The organism is Candidatus Woesearchaeota archaeon (genome assembly GCA_016180285.1).
Lineage (GTDB): Archaea > Nanobdellota > Nanobdellia > Woesearchaeales > JACPBO01 > JACPBO01.
Genome location: JACPBO010000035.1, coordinates 1 through 16,640 on the forward strand (window position 1 = coordinate 1; position 16,640 = coordinate 16,640).

Consider the following 16,640-nt stretch of genomic DNA (forward strand, 5'->3'; position numbering starts at 1 on the left):
TCAAAAAAATCGGCAATCTGTCCCAAAATAAAAAACCGCATGCTATCGACACTGAAATCTCTCCCCTTTTCTTTTTCTGCTCAAAATCATTATCCTGATATATAGGACAACCAATCTTTCTCATAAAGGATCTGGAGAAAGCTCTATATTTTACCTGTTTATTCCTATGAGCGGGCTTGCCTTCATTGAGGAATCCACCAGATACTATACGTACAGCTACTGAACGCCCTTTCAGACCAATTGTTTTTCTTATTATAGTTTGGTGAGTAGATTTTCTGAATTTTTCAGTCATTGAAACCCCTCGTAATTAATACTACATCTCTTATATAATCTTTGAATTTTTTATGTAATTTTATGGTCTTGTTATAGGATGAACATCCTCTTTATAAATCTTTTGATTTTTTTATCTTTTATCAGTAGTAAACTTTTATAAAAAACCACATATTTTTATGTATAACTGGGTTATGTTATTCTGGCCCATGATGGCAAAATAATTAAAAAATAAAAAAACTTGACAAATGTTAAAAGAAGGTGTTCAGACAAACCAATAATTTTAAATATACCTGATGCATCTATAATCTAAGAAAATATGGTGTGTATGTGGGGGTTAAAATACCCTAAATCATCATATTTAAAGTTTAAAAACGTTAAAAAACAATTAATAGTCATAAAAAAGCAAAAATAGGCTGAAAAATCAAAATTAAGGTCAATTTAACTTTATTTATTATTTTTTCATTGAAAAAAGGAAAAAATAGCCGTTAAAGAGAAAAATAAGCCTGTTCTAGCTTTTTGGAAGGAAGCATCATGATTACACTTTCATTCGATATTTGCATAGATGAGAATGAATTAGCATGCTCCTTCTAGATTGATTATTGGAGGAAAAAATGGGAAAAATAGCACCGGTTTCGTCAAAGTACATAGTTCACTCGGCCATAGAAATAGAGGGCGTAGTTGATAAGCCTGATGTGATTGGGGCAATATTCGGGCAGACAGAAGGCCTGCTTGGAGCAGATCTAGAGCTGAGAGAGCTGCAAAGAAGCGGAAAAATTGGAAGAATAGAAGTTAATCTTGAAACAAGAAGCGGCAAAACAACAGGATCAATAATAATTCCGTCTTCATTGGACAAGGCAGAAACATCAATAATAGCGGCATCGCTTGAGATAATCCAAAGAATAGGGCCGTGCAATGCTAAAACAAAAATACAGAACATTGAAGATGTAAGGGTTTCAAAAAGAAGCTTTGTTGTAGAGAGGGCAAAAGAACTTTTAAAAAGCCTTATTGACACAACAATGCCGGATTCGCAGGAGCTTGCGGATGAAGTGGCTTATTCTGTAAGGGTTATGGAAATATCCGAATACGGCGAAGACAGATTGCCAGCAGGCCCGGCAATTGACGAGTCTGATGAAATTGTTGTTGTTGAAGGCAGGGCAGATGTTCTCAATTTATTGAAGCACGGCATAAAAAATGCAATAGCAATGAACGGGACATCAGTGCCGCAGACAATTATTGACTTAAGCAAAAGAAAAACAATTACAGCATTTGTTGACGGCGACAGAGGCGGAGACTTAATCTTAAAGGAATTGCTTTCTGCAACAGACATAGACTATGCAGTAAAAGCGCCTGACGGAAAAGAAGTTGAAGAGATAACAAAGAAAGAAATCCATAAGGCACTTAGAAGCAGAATAAGCGCAGAGCAGCTGAAGCTGGATGTTTCAAGAAGCGCAGAAAGCGAATCCAGAACGCCAACAGCAGCAGGCAGAATCATTGCATCGCAGAGGCAGGTAATGCCGGCGCAGCCTGTGCAGCAATCAAGGCCTTCTTATACAGCACCTCCGATAAGAAAAACAGCAGCAACTCCTGAGGAAAAGAAAATATTCAAGGGAATGCTTGAAGACCTTATAGGGACGCGCGCAGCCTACATCCTTGATGAAAAATCAAATACTCTTGGAAAAGTTCCGGTGTCAGAATTGCTGACAACAATCAAAAGCCTTGGCGCAGGCTGCTATGCAGTTGTCTTTGACGGCATACTTGACAGGGCATTGGTGCAGATTGCTGAAAGATCAAGCATAAAGCACCTGATTGCAATGGACTCAAAAGTCAGGAATACAGAGACGAGGATCAATATCTTGACAAGCGCAGAGCTTTAGTTTTATTTTTTTATTTATTTTTTTAATGGGCTGAAATGGAATTTTTAGACATAGTCGATGAAAAGGACAAGGCCATAGGCAGAGCTTCTAAAAAAGAAATCTATGAAAAAAAGCTTCTTCACAGGATAGTTCATGTTCTCGTTTTCAACAATAAAGGCGAAATGGCTCTGCAGTTAAGAAGCAGATACGCATCTTTTTGCCCGCTGCATTGGTGCACAAGCGCAGGCGGCCATGTCAGATCAGGAGAAAGCTATGAAGAAGCAGCTTTAAGGGAGCTGAAAGAAGAAATCGGGACTGCGGCCAAGATTGATTTTGCGCACAAAGACATTTACACTGTTTCAGGCAATTTCAAAAAATTCCTAGCTACGTTTAAAACTGAGTTTAATGGATCATTCAGAATTAATCCTAAAGAGGTCGATAGGGTAGAATTTTTCAGTTTAGATGAAGTTCAAAAAATGGTAAGCAGCGGAGAGAAATTCCATCCGGAGCTTTTATTCTTGTTAAGAAAATATTTTAATATTAGTTGATTTCAATTTTTGGTTTTTGACATATTATCTTAATTCTGCTATGGCTAATGTTTCATTCAGTGTTTCGTATTCCTGATGATCTTGAAAGCTTTCATCTCCCGATATATGGGCCGTTGTTACTGATTTATCTTCATTCAGTACAATTTTTCCATCTTTGATAGTTATCTGACTTTTTCGTGTTTCGTACATAATTATGCAGTCTTCTCTAGCAACTGCTGGAATGAGAAATTGTAAAAATCCAAATTCAGATTTTCCATGATAAGCTCCTACTTGTTCTTTTTCACCATATTTCCATAAAGGTTCATTTTGATAAATAATATTGACAGCATCTCCTCTCATGAGTATTTCTAAATCTTCTAAATTTTCTAAAAGCTGTATTTTTATTTTCCTTTTCGTTTCGCTACATTGCATTAAAAAATCAACTCTTTTTAGTATTCAGAGGCAGCTAACAGCGATCGTATGCTATAATCAAGAACTGCGCAATAAGCCGTAATTAACTGTTATCTTTGCCTCGCTCCTTAATTTTGCCAAATAAGCTGCGAACTCGTTATTCAATCTCAGTTCTTTTAACTTATTTTTAACATCCTCTTTTATTTCCACATAAGGAGGGATTCTTTCTATTGTCTTGTTGAGCAGCTTAACGAAATTATAGCCGTCTGGAGTCGGCACAGGGTATTTTGTTATCTCGCCAATAAGGAGATTGAAAACAACCTTTTCAAAAGCCTCATCCAGCATTCCTCTTTTGATGACATAAATCCCGTTTGTATTGTCATCTGAAAAATTAGCTATGAATTCATCAAAGTTGCTTATATTTGTTGTGTTGTGGGAGAAAATCTTTGCGCCTATCTCGTTGGCTTTTTTAGATGCTTCTTCAGGCGCCATATCGTCTTTTTTGATCAACAATCGCTGTATTGTGAAGCTTTCCTCACTCTTGAATTGATTCTTGTTGCTGTTGTAATAGCTTTCGGCTTCCTCTTCAGTCGCATTTATGAAAGGCGTAATTTTTTTATCTATCAGCCTCTGTATGATTGTCTGCTTTTTGTACTGGTTTTGCAGGTCTTTCAATGCCATTCCGTTTTGGGCAAGCCTTGCCTGTAATGTTTCCATATCTACTCCGTTTTTCGAGAGCATGGCATATATCAAGTCATTAATCTCCTCATCAGAGGCAGATATTCCTTCCTTTGCAGCAGCCTGCAGCAGCACTTTCTCATTCATTGAAAGATTAAGAACCATGTCCTTTGTGACTAAAGGATAGCTTTTTTGTATGTTGGTGTATTCTTTATTGATGTCTTCCAGGTACATCTTTTCGCCATTCACAGTTGCAATGACCTGCTTTTTTGTTTTGCTGACAGAAAAAGCAATTAGTATGATGACTATCAACGCAATAATCCCCAATATAACAAACAGGCTGCTCTTCTTCACCCTCAACTTTTTTTCCTTCATTGCATAATCAGCAAAAATAATTGGTTAATAAATCTATCGTTTTTTTAGCAAAAAACAACAACATTTTTAAATAAAAACATTCTACTTGGTGATTATGGCAAAAAGAACTGCAATAATCCCGCGAGCGGCAGTTGCAAGGATATTGATCAAGAACGGAGCTGGCCGCGTAGGAGAAGACGCTATAGACGCATTTAGGGAAGTTCTCGAAGATACTGCGAAGGATATTGCAGCAAGATCAGTGCAGGTTTCTAAGCACGCTGGAAGGAAAACAATACATGAAGAAGATATAAAGCTCGCAGTTAAGTAACCTTTAAATATTGTTTCTTATTCTTTTGCTATATGGGCTCGTAATTCAACCTGGTAGAATACGCCCTTGGCTAGGGTGAGATTCGGGTTCAAACATTCATGGGGAAACTCAGAATTTGAAAGTCCCGGCGAGTCCATCCAATGGGCCCATAATTCAGCGGTAGAATGCTCCGTTCGCTGCGGGGATGTCTCGGGTTCAAATCAGCTTTTTTTGCATAGCAAAAAAACCTGGGAAAATGCGGTTTGCTTACCTTCGGGCGCAAACCTAGGATTTTCCTTCGGAAAATCAAAAAAAGCGAGTGAAAGTCCCGATGGGTCCATTAATTTAAAATGAGGAAACAGATGACAACAAAGGAAATGAAAGAGAAAACTCTGCCTGTTATTGCTTTAACGAAGAAGGGGAGGGAGAAAGAGAATCTTATTGCTTCTTCTGCAAAAGAAGGGATTTGGTTTAAGTTATCAGATATCCCGAATACAAATTATATTTCTTTATTTGCCTATAATTTAATCAATCCTATTCGAGATTATCCCTTAGTGAATGCTGGCGAATATATTAAAGAAGGATTTGTTGAGTGGAATAATGGCGCTGCTTCTTATTATCTTAAAAGAGATCAGTTTAACAAAGCGGCAGATATTTTATCAGGATTTATAATTAACATGACAAAAGAGCACAAAAATAGAGTTGCAGAGTACCGCAAATTAGCTAAAGAGCTTATGAATGAATCAGAAAGATTTAGGGCATTAGATTTTGCTAAGATGTCTAATTTGGAAATGGTTTCAGAATTCAAAAAATTAGCAGAACTCCAAAGGAAAAATCATTTGATTGGAGGCATCTTAACATTTCTTCCAGATGAAGAACAGCAGAGAGTATCAAATGCAGTCCTAAATAAAATACGAGATTTAATTGAAACCAGTAAAAAGGACTTAGATTTAACTGAATGCTGGAGTATCTTAACTGCTCCCAGAGAAGAGAGTTTCCGGGAAAAAGAAGAGAAGGAACTTTTAGAAATTTGCATTGAAATTCTTAAAGACAAGAAATTTTCAGGTAAAGCTTTTTCAAAAGACAAGTTAATTTTATCTATTAAGAAACAAAAACCTATTTTATACAATAAATTAATTAAACATTATAAAAAATATTGCTGGATACCTTATATGTATATAGGTCCCGAAGAGGACATTACACATTTTTTTGAAAGAGTTGATGAATTCATAAAAATTGGTTTAGCAAAAGCTAAAGATCTGTTAAACCAAATAGAAAAGAAGCATAGGAAGATTGAATCTAAACAGAATGAGGCTCTTTCTAGTTTTAAGCCAAATAAAAAAGATAAAGAGTTACTTAGATTTGCTTCAGAGTTAGTCTGGCTAAAAGGCTATAGAAAAGATACATTTTATCATCTTTTTTATTGTTACGAGCCTTTTTTAAGAGAGGCTGCAAAGAGAATTGGAACAACATTTGAATTAATTGGATTTCTATTTCCTTGGGAGTTTGAAGAGGCATTACTCTTGCATAAGCATACAAATTTTGAATTAGAACTAAGAAAGAAGCGCAGCTTGTATTACATTGATAAGGATAAAATCATATTCTATTATGGAAGAGAAATTGATGATTTCAAAAAAGAGATTTTAAGTGAAGGTATAAAAACAGAAACCGATATTCTTATAGGGATGGTAGCTTATCCAGGATATGCTGAGGGAATTGTCAGTGTTATTGAGACAGTTGAAGATATGAAAAAAATGAATTTCGGCAACATCTTAGTATCGCAGATGACTAGCCCGAATATAGTGCCTGCAATGAAGAAAGCTGCAGCGATTATAACTGATACAGGAGGTTTAACGTGCCATGCCTCTATTTTATCCAGAGAATTCAATATACCTTGTATTGTTGGGACTAAGTATGCAACAAAAATTCTCAAAGATGGTGATTTAGTTGAAGTTGATGCTAATAATGGCATCGTAAAGATATTAAAGAAAGCGGAGAAGGATTTTGGCAACATAAAAAAAACAAAAAAAGCCCGTTAGAATGAACAATAAAGACATAGAAAAACTAAAAAAGCTGGCAGAACCTTATTTTAAAGGCTGCGACCCGGACAGATGGCCCCATACATTGAGAGTTCTTGATATTGCAAGGCATCTTCAGAAAAAAGAAGGCGGTGATCTGGATATCATAGAGGCAGCAGCTATACTGCATGATGTTGCTTTGAGCAAAACAGGCAAAGAAAATTTAAAAAAAGGAAGGATATTGTGCCATGCAGCTGAAGGCTCTAAGCTTGCTGAACAAATTCTGAGAAGAATAGGCTTTGATGAAGAAAAAATAAAAAAAATAAAGCACTGCATAGAAGTCCATAGGTGGAGCAAGGACCTTAAAGCGGAAACAACAGAAGCGCAAATAATAAAAGATGCGGATAGGATTGATGCAATTGGCGCTATAGGGATAGCAAGGGCGTTTGATTATGGCTCAGAAGACAGGAAGCCCTTTGTTTCAGATGATGATTTTTCGACTTTTTACCATATAAAAAACAAGCTGATGAAGGTTGATGAAACTTCTGTTGGCACAGAAACTGCAAAACGAATAATTAAAAAAAGACTTGAGTTTACAAAACTATTTGTAAACGAATTTGAAAAAGAAATAGAAGAGATAAAATGATCGGCATTATATCAGACACACACGACAATATTCCGAACATAAAGAAAGCTGTTGATATTTTTAAGAATAGAAAAGTTGATCTTGTGATTCATCTTGGAGATGTTATTGCGCCTGTTACAGTTCTTTATTTTAAAGGATTAAAAATGAAATTTATAAAGGGAAACTGCGACGGCGATATAGAAATGATAAATGAAAAGATAAAAGAGATTGATAGCGAGTTTCTTGGAGTTTCTTCTGAGCTGAATCTGTCAAACAAAAAACTATTTTTGATCCACAAGCCTGACAGCATTAATGAGCTTGCGCATTCCGGAAAGTATGACTATATCCTGCACGGGCATGACCACAGGGCAAAAGACGAGAAAATAGGAAAAACAAGGATCATAAACCCCGGAACGCATTATCTCGGGAATCCTATACATACGATTGCACTGCTGGATCTGGAAAAAGACAAGGTGGAGTTTATTGGGATAACATAAATAAGCTTATACTGTAACTTCTATTTTTTGCCTTTTAGCGTGTTTCTTTAGTTCTTCCAAAGTCAGCATGTCAGATATTTCAATTAATTTTTTTATTTTTGGGTTGTCTTTGTTCAGCTTGAAAAGCTTGGCTTTCCCTATATCTCTTGTGCGGGCTATTATCCTGTTTTTAATAAGATTATCCCATATTCTGTACAATGTTGCCCTTCCAATCCCTGCATTTTCCGCCATATCAGTTATAGAGAAGTCTAGATCTCTTTCTGTTAATAAATAGTCTAATACCCTTATCATAGGCGAATCACCCATAAATTTTATAAATAACAAGTTAGTTCTCATATATTATCGCGTTATAGGTTAAATATAACTAGTATATAAATTTAAACCAAAAAACCAATAAATATTAAAAAAAGAAACAGAGGAAAATTAAAGGGGTGTAAAATGGAAGTTATTGTTTTGGGATCTGGAACATGCGTTCCAAATCTGCATAGAAGCGAAAGCGCATATGTGATCAAGGCAGGAAAACAGCAGCTATTGTTTGACTGCGGAGCTGGTACAAAAAGAAGGTTGGTGGAAGCAAAAATATACCTCAGAAAAATAGATTATATGTTTTTTACACATTGTCACAATGACCACATAAATGATTTGCCAGCTTTACTTTGGTCTTATGCTTACACTGGCTTTACACGCAAAAAAGAAATGAAGTTGGTTGGGCCTAAAGGATTTAAAGAATATTTTAAAGTTGTATTTAAGCTTCTTAAATTTGAAAACATGCCATTCAAAATAAATATCAAAGAAGTTAAAAACAATACAACTCAGATTGATGGAGCATATATAAAGTCAGCCCCAATAATTCATTCCAAGAATTGGAATAATGTGGCATATCGCATAGAATATCATGGAAAGGCAATTGTTTATTCTGGTGATGCAGAATATACTGATGAACTTGTTGAATTGGCCAAAAATACCGATCTGCTTATTCTGGAATGCTCCAATCCAAACGAAGCTAAATTCCCGGGGCATCTGATACCTGATGAATGCGGCAAAATAGCAGCAAGGGCGAATGCAAAAGTACTGATGCTTACACATTTCTATCCAAAGGTGGAAAAAATAAATATAAAAGCGCAGATTGCAAAAATATTCAAGGGAAAAATAATCATTGCAAAAGACTTAATGAGGCTGAAAGTTTAATGGAAAACAAAACAAAGACCATTGTATGCGGTGTATTGGTAATAGATAACGAAGTTCTTCTGATCAAAAGAGTCAAGCCGCCTTATATGGGTTATTGGGCCATGGTTGGTGGAAAGCTTGAATTTGGCGAGCATGTTGAAGAGGCTGCTGTTCGAGAGTTTTATGAGGAGACTGGCATTAAGACAGAATTTGAAAGTATTGCTGGGATTGCATCTGAAATTGTCTATAGCAAAAATGAAAAGACGGGCCATTTTTTAATATTTGTCTGCAGAGTGAAATCTGGGAATAAAAATTTTATTGAAACAGAGGAAGGCAATCTAAAATGGTTTGATTTAAATAATTTAGATAAAGAAAAGATTGTTCCAAGTGATATTTTGATGATCCAGGAATTTATCCTGAAAAATAAAAGAGTGAATGTCCATAAAATAAAAATGGTTGAAGACGGCGATAAATACTCTGTGGAGGAATTCACAGCATGAAGCAGAGCTTTGAGGAATTGGTTGTTGCGATCAAAAAAACGCTTGAAAAATGCCCATGGGCTAAAGAGCAGACTATAGAGAAGCACAAAGAGGAGATATTAAGCGAAGCAGAGGAGATTGCAGAAGCCATTGACAAAAAGGATTATGAGAATTTAAAGGAAGAGCTTGGAGATCTTTTTTATGACATTCTGTTTATTTGCGCAATATCAGAAGAAAAGAAGTTATTCACAACAAAAGAAGTCATTGATGGCGTAAAAGATAAATTGGTCAGAAGAAAGCCATGGGTTTTCGGGAATGAAACAGTAAAAAGCAGCGAGGAAGCTGTGAAAAGATGGGATGAGATAAAGAAAAAAGAAAGATTTAAAAACAAGGAATTGCTTCAATAACCGGTATGGATAAAAACCAAGATCTTGATACGATCATTAGGCTTATTGTATTTTTGATCATAATCTTCGTATTATTAAAATTGTTCAAGATACTATAAAAAAAGGTGTGTGATATGCATATATTGCGGTCTTTATCATATTCCCTCTTTAAAAACATTAGCGAGTGGATTTATTTTTTCATCATAATTATAGTTTTATTCAATATGTTCACCGATTTCACACTCAAGCTGGGAGTTATCAAGGAAATCTTAACCATAAGCGATTTACAGTATTTTGGTTCTTTGTCAGTTATGCTTGCAATTAATAATTTTATTTCAAAAAGGTTCTTCGGATTAGAACTTTTTAAGGCATAAGCAAATGAATTACATCACAAAAAAATCCATAAAACTTCCAAAAAGAGATCCTCAAAGCCACAAAGGGCAGAATGGAAGGGCTGCCATCATAGGCGGCAGCTTAGATTACACTGGAACGCTGGCTTTAGCCGGGATTGCTGCATTAAGATCTGGAGCAGACATAGTAACTGTATTCGCCCCTTCAAAAGTTTCATGGGCGCTTAATTGTTTGAGTGCAGATTTGGTTACAAGAAAATTAAAAGGCAATTATTTAAATAAAAAGCACATTAAGGAAATTTTAGAATTCTCAAAAAATGTTGATGCAATTTTGATGGGAAATGGAATGACTGTAAAGAAGGAAACAAAAGAATGCGCAAGGATTTTTTTTAAAAAAATAAAAAAATTAAATAAAAAACTAGTTATTGATGCTGATGGAATAAAGATTATTTCAATTGATGAAGTTGACAATGCTGTTATTACGCCGCACATTTTAGAACTGAAGTTGTTATTGGAAAACTCAAAAATAAATAGGAAGACTATTAATGCAATAGTAAATGAAAAAAATATTGAAAATAAAGCGAAGCTTATGCAAAAAATATTAAAAAATAAGATAAAAAACAATATAATCCTTCTTAAAGGCCCGATTGACGCGATAATCTCCAAAAATAAAATAGCTTACAACAAGACAGGCAATGCTGGAATGACAAAAGCTGGAACTGGAGATGTTCTGGCTGGCCTTTGTGTTGGATTTTTGGCGCAGAGCAGGGATCTGTGGCAGTCTGCTGTAAATGCTGCTTATTTTAATGGATTGATCGGAGATATTTTGCTGAAAAAGCATAAAGGCTACGCTTATTTGGCAAGTGATATGGCTGAAGAAGTAAAAAGAATCAGACTGTCATTGTAATCTTACACTTCTAAATAGTGGTAAATTTATAGAAAGGTTTAAATATAAAAAACCATTTCATTGCTTCATGCACAGAAGAAAAACAGATATGTCCGAAACATCAGAATTATTGAGCCAGCATATTGATTTGAGAAGCAGCTGGGGAGCAGGAGCATGGAAGACCATATTACGCTATATTAGAAAGAAGGATACTTCTAAAATTTCCACAATAAAAAATCTGATTGGCATAGCTCCAGAGAAATATCATTATCTAGATGAAATGCTGGATAATGTCCATGCTGCTGATATGGCTTATAATGCAACATGCATCGGAGGGCATAACTTTAAACAAGGCTACATAATGAGAATTGGAACAAAGGATTTCTTCATAGGAAAGGAATGCTATGACATGCTCTCTCATTTTAGTTTGGGTGAGTTTAAGGAAACTGTGAAAGAAGCCAGCAAGAAGAAGAAAAGGAAAGAGCTTGAAGAACTGATTTTTGAGGTTTCTCCTGAGCTCAGAGAAACAATGGCAAAAGCAGGAATAGACGCAGAGCAGCTGCTGCTGATAAGCGAATTGATCAAAGACAACGTGCCTTTGAATGAGCAAAGCCTGCTGTATGAGCTTGACCCCGGCAAAAGGAGGAGCTTCTTAAATTATTTCAGGGAAGGCATAAAAAACAAAACAATAACAAATGAAGAAATCATTTACATTCATGATAAGCTTCAGACTATTGCGCATCGTGTCAGCAGCGAGGAACTGGCAAAACTGGTAATTTATTCTTATGAGTACAGGCCGTTTAAAACAGAAGCTGTTATGGGAATAGTAAAAGATGATTTGGAATATTTATCGAAGCTCAAGGATGATGAATTAGTCAAGCGATATGGAAGGATTGAACTTGATGAGCATTATGAAATACCTGCTGCAAGATATAGAGAACGAGAAGATTTTGAGAAATTGACAGTAAAAGAGAGGCTAGATGAAAGCAAGCCATACATGACGTTCTTTGAGGCATGGGCTATAAAGCTGCATTTCAGGAAAAAAGGCCAAGATATTGAAAAGATAAGAATGGAGTCTAACAGGAAGGTAGCAGAAAAATATGGGGTTGGACCAAGCTGGCATTATATCCTGAAAGAAGTGGGCAGCATATTTGAAGAAGAGAAGGCAAAGCTCGCAAAGGAATTTAGTGAATTTGGAAGAATTGTATATGAACACGTATTAACAGAAAAAGAACACAAAATTGCAAAGGATTTCTTGGAAAGAAGCAGGATTGGCAGAATAACTGAAAGAGAAATTGAAAGGGAGAATTATCTCAGAATGTTCAGCATAAGAGAGTTCATGGAGACTGCGCCAGTTATTGTTTCAATTGGAAGAAAAGTAAGATTTGCAAGAAGAATGTACGAGAACACCGGAGATGAGTGGCTGAAGCAGGGGCTTATTAAGCAGGATTATTTTTTAAAAGAGGAGCTTTCAGATAATTTTAAAGATTGGACCGGCATTGATAAGAACGCCGATGACCTTATTGACATGATCCTTAATGCCAGATTCGTAAAGAGCAAGAGATTTTCTGATTTCCAGGAAAAGCATGGAGCATTGATAAAAGAGATGTATGGCAACGGGCTGGTAGCTAAGAAATATCTGGGATCATTCGTAAAATATAATGCTGTGCTTGAAAAAGAAAAGGTCAGGAAATTGAATGATGAAACTACGCAGAAGATGGAAAAAATTGAGGAATATAAAGAGCTGCCTTTCATTGACTATAAAGGGTATTTTTCAATGATGATCAATCTGAAAAATACAAAATATGCGCCGAAGAAAATTGTTGATATAATAACTGCAACATATTCGAATTTTGAGAAGTTATTGCAGATGGCGCATTTTGATGAGAAAACGGATTTAGCAGAAATCGAAAGAAACATCAAAGAATTGAAAAAAGGAGCAGTCGTCTATATTGATGAAAGGAGAGATGCATCATCCCTTTGTCTTGAGATATATGACATTAAAGAAATGAAAGTGGGTTCATATGGGTTTTTTGCATATAACCTCAATCGTGTTAAAGAAGTTGTAGGTAAGATAAGATCATGCGAGAGGTCAGAAGTTGAAGTTGGCAATAATTTCCTAAAAAAATTAGAAAAGTTAACTGAAAAGAGAATTCTAAGAGAGAAAATTAGTGACTATGTCCGTTATATTACTTATGTAAAAGACAGGGAAGGCAAAAGGTTCTTCGCTTCAAAAGAGTTTAAGGAAAAGGTAGAGCGAGTTTACAACGAAGTTAAAGCCAAGCGCTGAAAAAAACTATATTCCTTTTAATCTGCGTCTTCCTAATTTCATAATTCAATATAACTCCCGTTAGAATCTGCAATGACATTTGCAGTTATCTTTGTCTAGCGTCAAGCCAGCCTGTTCCCACATGCTAACAGATTCTTTGCATAATGCAATAACTGCGTCACTTCTTTTTTTGATTTCTTCAACTACGAAACGGTATAACTCTGCTCTTATATCTGGTTCATATCTTTCTTTGCCATCTTCAAACCTTACTCTTTTCACTTGACCTTTAGAACTTGTGGTTGCAGCTAACATACTTTCATCTAATAGTATACTATCTGGGAATCTCTCCCTAATATGCCTAAAAAGTCCCCTCTCCAGCCTGAAGCTACCAAGACTTATCCTAGTTGGGTTCACATTAGATAACACTTTTTCAACCATTTGCGCATATTTATTTTGCCAGCCATCAAACATCAAAAGAGGATCAAAGCGAAATCTCACTTCATATCTTTTTTCTTGCACTTTTCTTGCCGCTTCAATTCTTTGATCTAAGCTGGCTGTTCTATGTTCAAGATTGTCTGTGACAAAATCACAATTAATACTCCATGAAACAATTGTCTGGCCATTGTGCTCTAAGTCAAGCAGATTATCTATGCAATCTGATTTTGTTAACAATAATAGTTTTGAATCTGACTTAGCAAATAACGGAACCAATATCTTTGTTAGTGGATAGAGCTCATCGAAAGATAGGCTATCTTGTAATTCGCCCATGTCATAAACTTCTCTTTTTCCTTTCGCCATTCTTTGTTCTATTTGTACAACTAAATCGCTATGGTTTACATTAAATTTTATGAAGGGCATTATTTTTCGGTATGTTTGCTGCAGATAGCAATATTCACAAGAAAAATAGCATCCATTTGTTATTGGCTTTATTTTTGTTAAACCAGCACAATAAGGTTCATCCCTTGTTGGGAAATGTTCAATAAAATTATCAGTTGTCCCAAGCATAAGTAATTGTTTTGCATCATTAACAACATCGGTGAAAGATTTGTCCTTTGTAGGGATTATTTCTGTTGCTTTTTGGGTTTCAACTATTTCCGTAGGCACCCCTTCATATTTTTGCAAAACCCTTTTGGTTATATTATTGTCTATAACACCAGAATATACATATATTTTCCTAGGCTGAAAATTATCTAAAGTTGTCATTTTTCTTCTACAAATTCTGTCTTATATCTCTCCTTTTGAGCAATTTGTTTTAAAATTTCAAACAACAAGTATCTATGGCAATTATTTTTTTCTTGATTAGTTTTTTCATAACAACATAAAATAATCTTTTCTAGCTGCGCTCTCTTTAACAGATTCCTAAAATCATCCGGCCTTTCTTTAAAATGTGCCCTTTGCTCCTTCGTATAGATTTCCTTGTATTGTTTCCAACCCATCCCTTCTGCCTTGTATTGCCTTAATAGTTCTACCGAAGGTCCAAAAAAAGGCATTCTTTCGTATATTCGCGGGATGAAGGGAAGAGACTTTCTGCAGATTGCAATAATTGTTGCATCTGAATCTTTTTCTTTTTTCATAAAATAAGAGGTTGTTATGTAGCCAGACATCTTTTCACCTTATAACCTATGACAATCATGGGTGTCATCTTTCTTTCGCTAGTACCGCCTTCATAATCCAATGTAAACATTTGTTCGCATGAATGTGTTTTTGCATAACTTTGCATCATTTGGTTTAAAGCTTTAACCTGGTCCTCAAAACCTGCTCTTTTCGCCCTTTCTTTTGATAATTCAGTTTCCTGTAAAGTGATATAAATAACAGCAGTATCTGCCAACAGGTTATTTTCAAATAAAGCTCTCATTGCCCTTTCTTTGTCTTGGCTTAGATGGCCTGTGAAGTCATAGTTAATATAATTATAACTCTTATCACGCATTTGACTAACCTCTTTGTCTAAGTTACCATGAATTATTTCTGTGCCTTTTAGAGCTTTTCTAGGCATATCCTTTCTTTGCTGTATTGCTTTCATTGCGTTATAAACTCTTTTTTCTCTTTCAATAATAGTGGATGAGGAAGCGTCAAGATTAAGCAGTTCATAAACACCTAATAAACTTTGGAATCTTTCTGTTTCTAAACCTAAATAAGCAATACTGGTGTCTCCTAGAACTTTGGATGCTTCTTCGGCCATTATGGCTCTTATTGCTCCTTTATCACTAGAATGATACTGGGTAAAGCCAAATATCGAGGTATCATATATCTTTTGTTTTTTGATTTTTGATAAATCATAAGCGCTGAATTTCCCAGTTAGCCTTCTCCCTCTAGTTTCTGTTGAACCAATGAAATGCATGGGTCTGACAAATGAGTATTTTTCTTTTATATATTTTGGTTGGTGTTTGAGCCAGTCTATGACTGCTGCGCTTGGGGAACCTGCATAAACACGCAATAGCATTTGTTCTAAATTATACTCTATAGCCCCATCTTTATTTTTAAACTCAAACTGCTCGTTATGAAAATCACTAGCTTTTATATTCTTTATAACTTCAATCAAAGAGCCATATCTTCGCTTCAGTCTTTCTATTAACTGCCCTGTCAACTCTCTTCCATTTTGCTTGCCTCCTTCACCTCGCCATGTTCTTAGAGAGGCCATTCCAAAATACCATGGCTTTATACCAGCATATTCTTTGCGAAGTTCTTCATTAGGATTGTTTTGTATCCAGTCCATGACTGCTGCGCTTGGAGAATTTCTGTAAACTTGACCTAACATCGATTTGAAATTGTATCTTAGGATACCCTCTTTATTTTTAAATTCAAACTGCTCATTATAAAAATCATCTTGTTTAATATTCTTTATAACTTCAATTAAAGAGCCATATCTTTGCTTTAGTCTTTCTATTAATTGTCCTGTTAACTCTCTGCTATTTTTCTTACTTTCTTCGTCTTTCCATGTGTCTAGAGGAACCCTTGCAAAATGCCATGGTCTTATTCCAGCATATTTCCTTCTTATTTCTTCATTTGAATTATTTTTTATCCAATCAATGACTGCTGCGCTTGGAGAACCTGTATAAACAAGGGTCAACATTGACAAGAGGTTGTATGTTATAACCCCATCTTTATTCTTAAATTCAAACTGTTCATTATGAAAATCCTCGTATTTAATGTTCCTTATAACCTCAATCAAAGAGCCATACCTTTGCTTTAGTTTTTCTATTAACTGCCTTGTTAGCTCTCTTCCATTTTGCTTGCCTTCTTCATCTTTCCAAGTACCAGTAGGGACCCTTGCAAAATGCCATGGTCTTATTCCAGCATATTTCCTTCTTATTTTTTCATTTGAATTATTTTTTATCCAATCCATGACTGCTGCGCTTGGAGAATATGTATAAACTCTCTTTAACATTGGAAATAAATTATATTCTATAACCCCCTCCTTATTTTTAAACTCAAACTGCTCATTATAAAAATCATCTTGTTTAATATTCTTTATAACCTCAATCAAAGAACCATATCTTTGCTTCAGTCTTTCTATTAGCTGTCCTGTTAACTCTCTTCCGTTTTTCTTGCCTCCTTCACCT

18 protein-coding genes and 2 tRNA genes are annotated in these 16,640 nt (G+C 35.4%); 13 read left to right on the forward strand and 7 right to left on the reverse strand.

The window, feature by feature from the left end:
• Positions 1 to 292 (reverse strand): hypothetical protein (locus HYU07_06195; GenBank protein ID MBI2129800.1); only part of this gene is annotated, 292 nt, incomplete at its 3' end.
• A 592-nt stretch (positions 293 to 884) separates the two neighbouring features.
• Here HYU07_06195 and HYU07_06200 point away from each other — a divergent pair.
• On the forward strand, positions 885 to 2,147 hold the full coding sequence (locus HYU07_06200) for a DNA primase (GenBank protein ID MBI2129801.1): 1,263 nt from the start codon (positions 885 to 887) through the stop codon (positions 2,145 to 2,147).
• Positions 2,148 to 2,182: 35 nt separating this feature from the next.
• Positions 2,183 to 2,674, forward strand: coding sequence for an NUDIX domain-containing protein (locus HYU07_06205; GenBank protein MBI2129802.1), 492 nt, complete (start codon positions 2,183 to 2,185; stop codon positions 2,672 to 2,674).
• A gap of 24 nt (positions 2,675 to 2,698) precedes the next feature.
• Here HYU07_06205 and HYU07_06210 read toward each other — a convergent pair whose 3' ends face one another.
• Together HYU07_06210 and HYU07_06215 are read right to left on the reverse strand one after the other, a co-directional pair.
• Positions 2,699 to 3,085 (reverse strand): hypothetical protein, encoded by a 387-nt coding sequence (locus HYU07_06210; protein MBI2129803.1) that lies wholly within the window; start codon positions 3,083 to 3,085, stop codon positions 2,699 to 2,701.
• Positions 3,086 to 3,142: 57 nt separating this feature from the next.
• Positions 3,143 to 4,117 carry a SurA N-terminal domain-containing protein gene (locus tag HYU07_06215; protein MBI2129804.1) on the reverse strand — a complete coding sequence of 325 codons (975 nt, stop codon included), beginning with the start codon at positions 4,115 to 4,117 and terminating at the stop codon, positions 3,143 to 3,145.
• Positions 4,118 to 4,211: 94 nt separating this feature from the next.
• On the opposite strand from HYU07_06215, the gene HYU07_06220 reads away from it, so the two are divergent.
• The 6 genes from HYU07_06220 to HYU07_06245 all read left to right on the forward strand — a co-directional run bounded on the left by HYU07_06220 (position 4,212) and on the right by HYU07_06245 (position 7,543).
• On the forward strand, positions 4,212 to 4,424 hold the full coding sequence (locus HYU07_06220; protein MBI2129805.1) for an NFYB/HAP3 family transcription factor subunit: 213 nt from the start codon (positions 4,212 to 4,214) through the stop codon (positions 4,422 to 4,424).
• 34 nt (positions 4,425 to 4,458) lie between these two features.
• Positions 4,459 to 4,560: transfer RNA gene (locus HYU07_06225), tRNA-Ala, on the forward strand.
• A 6-nt stretch (positions 4,561 to 4,566) separates the two neighbouring features.
• A tRNA-Ala gene (locus tag HYU07_06230) sits at positions 4,567 to 4,743 on the forward strand.
• Positions 4,744 to 5,137: 394 nt separating this feature from the next.
• Positions 5,138 to 6,442 carry a hypothetical protein gene (locus HYU07_06235; GenBank protein ID MBI2129806.1) on the forward strand — a complete coding sequence of 435 codons (1,305 nt, stop codon included), beginning with the start codon at positions 5,138 to 5,140 and terminating at the stop codon, positions 6,440 to 6,442.
• Between the two features lies 1 nt (position 6,443).
• Complete coding sequence (locus HYU07_06240; GenBank protein MBI2129807.1) at positions 6,444 to 7,067, forward strand: HD domain-containing protein; 624 nt, start codon at positions 6,444 to 6,446, stop codon at positions 7,065 to 7,067.
• Positions 7,064 to 7,543: a metallophosphoesterase gene (locus tag HYU07_06245; protein MBI2129808.1), complete on the forward strand. Its 480-nt coding sequence runs from the start codon at positions 7,064 to 7,066 to the stop codon at positions 7,541 to 7,543. Before HYU07_06240 ends, HYU07_06245 begins: the two co-directional genes overlap by 4 nt.
• 6 nt (positions 7,544 to 7,549) lie before the next feature.
• Here the strand turns inward: HYU07_06245 and HYU07_06250 are convergent, their stop codons facing one another.
• Positions 7,550 to 7,879: a hypothetical protein gene (locus HYU07_06250; GenBank protein MBI2129809.1), complete on the reverse strand. Its 330-nt coding sequence runs from the start codon at positions 7,877 to 7,879 to the stop codon at positions 7,550 to 7,552.
• Positions 7,880 to 7,981: 102 nt separating this feature from the next.
• Between HYU07_06250 and HYU07_06255 the strand changes: the two genes are divergently transcribed.
• The 5 genes from HYU07_06255 to HYU07_06275 all read left to right on the forward strand — a co-directional run bounded on the left by HYU07_06255 (position 7,982) and on the right by HYU07_06275 (position 13,101).
• Complete coding sequence (locus tag HYU07_06255; protein MBI2129810.1) at positions 7,982 to 8,731, forward strand: MBL fold metallo-hydrolase; 750 nt, start codon at positions 7,982 to 7,984, stop codon at positions 8,729 to 8,731.
• Entirely contained in the window at positions 8,731 to 9,210 is a 480-nt protein-coding gene (locus tag HYU07_06260) for an NUDIX hydrolase (protein MBI2129811.1), read from the forward strand. Before HYU07_06255 ends, HYU07_06260 begins: the two co-directional genes overlap by 1 nt.
• Complete coding sequence (locus tag HYU07_06265) at positions 9,207 to 9,596, forward strand: nucleotide pyrophosphohydrolase (GenBank protein ID MBI2129812.1); 390 nt, start codon at positions 9,207 to 9,209, stop codon at positions 9,594 to 9,596. Before HYU07_06260 ends, HYU07_06265 begins: the two co-directional genes overlap by 4 nt.
• A 357-nt stretch (positions 9,597 to 9,953) precedes the next feature.
• The gene (locus HYU07_06270; GenBank protein MBI2129813.1) at positions 9,954 to 10,832 is read left to right on the forward strand and encodes an NAD(P)H-hydrate dehydratase; all 879 of its coding nucleotides are present in this window, start codon (positions 9,954 to 9,956) and stop codon (positions 10,830 to 10,832) included.
• Positions 10,833 to 10,899: 67 nt separating this feature from the next.
• Positions 10,900 to 13,101, forward strand: a complete 2,202-nt coding sequence (locus HYU07_06275; protein ID MBI2129814.1) for a hypothetical protein — start codon at positions 10,900 to 10,902, stop codon at positions 13,099 to 13,101.
• Positions 13,102 to 13,161: 60 nt separating this feature from the next.
• On the opposite strand, the gene HYU07_06280 is transcribed toward HYU07_06275, so the two are convergent.
• From HYU07_06280 to HYU07_06290, 3 genes are all read right to left on the reverse strand, one after another.
• Positions 13,162 to 14,283 carry a hypothetical protein gene (locus HYU07_06280; GenBank protein ID MBI2129815.1) on the reverse strand — a complete coding sequence of 374 codons (1,122 nt, stop codon included), beginning with the start codon at positions 14,281 to 14,283 and terminating at the stop codon, positions 13,162 to 13,164.
• Positions 14,280 to 14,684 carry a hypothetical protein gene (locus HYU07_06285; GenBank protein MBI2129816.1) on the reverse strand — a complete coding sequence of 135 codons (405 nt, stop codon included), beginning with the start codon at positions 14,682 to 14,684 and terminating at the stop codon, positions 14,280 to 14,282. The genes HYU07_06280 and HYU07_06285 overlap by 4 nt, the downstream gene beginning before the upstream one ends.
• Positions 14,669 to 16,640, reverse strand: a 1,972-nt coding sequence (locus tag HYU07_06290; protein ID MBI2129817.1) for a hypothetical protein, incomplete at its 5' end; no start/stop codon positions are given. The genes HYU07_06290 and HYU07_06285, both read right to left, overlap by 16 nt.